The 2,181-nt window shown below is 70.3% G+C and carries 1 protein-coding gene and 1 pseudogene; one reads left to right on the forward strand and one right to left on the reverse strand.

Going from position 1 to position 2,181, the window contains the following annotated elements:
* Positions 1–415 precede the first annotated feature (415 nt).
* A complete protein-coding gene (locus tag VB737_RS06590) occupies positions 416–2,083 on the forward strand; it encodes a putative bifunctional diguanylate cyclase/phosphodiesterase (protein WP_500312140.1) in 1,668 nt (555 codons plus the stop codon).
* Positions 2,084–2,092: 9 nt separating this feature from the next.
* On the opposite strand, the pseudogene VB737_RS06595 reads toward VB737_RS06590, so the two are convergent.
* A pseudogene (locus tag VB737_RS06595) lies at positions 2,093–2,181 on the reverse strand (orotidine-5'-phosphate decarboxylase); the annotation flags it as partial.

Here is a 2,181-nt window from a genome sequence, read left to right on the forward strand (position 1 = left end):
GCTGGGGCGCTGGGCGGCCCGGCAGCTGGAGCGGGCCGAGGCCGCCGGGGTTGATGCGGCGGCGCGTCGGCGGGACAACTGATCGGCCCGGATCCTGCGGTGCTGAGCGCTCCGCTGGCACCAACATCTGCCGGGGATCGATGGCATCTTCCGGTGCCGACGGTGATGCCGCCACGCTGCCTGAAGCAGCAAGAACGGTTAGCATTTTTGGAGTGAACCCTGGAGATTTGTCGCACAAGTGCTTCTTCACCTCAGCGCTTCTGCCCCAGATCTGCATCACGTCCCATGGAGATGGTGAAGGATTTCGATGGGTTTCTCAGACACCTTTCCCTTTCTGCATCCTGTTTCGCGGCAGAGAAGACGCAAGAAGGTGATCAGCGATACTGCCAGTGATTGTCAGCCTCTTTCCCAGAGGTTGACGCTCACAACGGAACGACTGAGCGCCACCGTCTTCGAATCCTCCAAGGAGGCTTCGGGCGCGGCGGCCGGGCGTCAGCCGATCCTCGATGCCCTGCCGGATCCGTTCCTGCTGCTGCGGCCCGAGAGGGGCGCCGGCGGCACCATCACGGATTTCATCTGCACCTATGCCAACGGGGCGGCCTGCCGCTTCCACGGCCACCCGCTCGAGCAGATCCTGGGGGCGCGGCTGCTGGATCTCCATCCGTCCCAGCACTCCTGCGGCCTGTTCGAGCACGGTGTCCGGGCCTACGAGGCGGGTCAGACCGTCGAGGTCCCGGCCTCCGGCCGCCCAGGTGAGGCCCCGGTGGCGTCACGCAGCCTGCGCCTGTTCCCCGCCGGCGGATGGCTCTGCTGCCTCTGGAGCGGGGCGAGCGACACGGCGGACGGCGACGCCGTCACCGGCCTCGCCGTCCGCCGTGTCGCCCTGGCCCGGATCCGCCAGGCCCTCGATCGCCAGGCGGGCACTGGCTCGATCCTGGCGGTGCTCAGCATCGGCGTGGACGGCCTCACCCCGGTGAACGATGCCCTCACCCATGCCGGCGGCGACCAGCTGATCGCCTTCCTGGCCAGCAGGATCGTCCGGGAGGTCGGCGATCCCGACCGGGTGGGCCGCGGTACCGGCGATGAATTCATCGTCCTGATGAGCGATCTGGCCTCCACGGCGGAGGCCGCCCACATGGCCGAACGGATTCTCACCGCCTGCCGCTCGCCGATCACCATCGTCGGCCAGCCCATCGATCCCACCGTCAGCATCGGCATCGCCACCGCCGCCGCCGGCGCGCGCCCGGACGAGCTGCTGCGGGACGCCAGCCTGGCCATGCGTCAGGCCAAGGCCCGGGGTCGCAACGGCTTCGCCCTGCTCGACGACGCCCTGGCCACCGAGGCCCACACACGCCTGCTGTTCGCGTCCGAGATCCAGCGGGGGCTGGTGAGGGAGGAGTTCGCCGCCTGGTTCATGCCGATCGTCTGCTTCGCGAGCGGCCAGGTCACCGGCTACGAGGCCCTGGCCCGCTGGCTGCGGCCCGATGGCATCGAGGTCGGTCCGGCCGAGTTCCTGCCCTGCGCCGAGCGCCGCGGCCTGATCGCCCGGATCGACCGGCTGGTGCTGCGCCAGGCCCTGGCCGCCCTCTCCCGGCTGCACGAGGGGCTCACCATGGCGGTGAACGTGTCGGCGGCCAGCCTCGCCCAGCCCGATCACCCCGAGCTGGTGGCTGAGGCGCTCGAGGCCGCCGGGGTCAGCCCGGAGCGGCTGCACCTGGAGGTCACCGAGACGGCCCTGCTCACCGTCACCGAGCGGATCCGGCAGCAGATGCAGCAGCTCGCCGGCCGGGGTGTCCGCTGGTACGTGGATGATTTCGGCACCGGCTACTCCTCGATCAGTCATCTGCGCGACCTCCCCATCGCCGGGCTGAAGCTGGACCGCTCCTTCACCTGGGCCATGCGGTCGAAGGACACCAGGAGCCTGCGGCTGTCCCAGGCGCTGGTGGGGGTGGCCGAAGGCCTGGAGCTCGACACCGTGGCCGAGGGGGTGGAAACCATCGAGGAGGCCCGTCTGCTCACCTCCCAGGGCTGGTTGCGGGGCCAGGGCTGGCTCTACGGCAAGGCGGCTCCCCTGGCGCCGTAGGCCTTCGCCTCAGCCCAGTTCGGCGCAGCAGGCCGCGAAGGCCGCCGCCGGATCGGCGGCGCCGCTGATCGGGCGGCCGATCACCAGCTGGCTGGCGC

This window comes from Synechococcus sp. BA-120 BA3 (assembly GCF_034931285.1).
Lineage (GTDB): Bacteria > Cyanobacteriota > Cyanobacteriia > PCC-6307 > Cyanobiaceae > Cyanobium.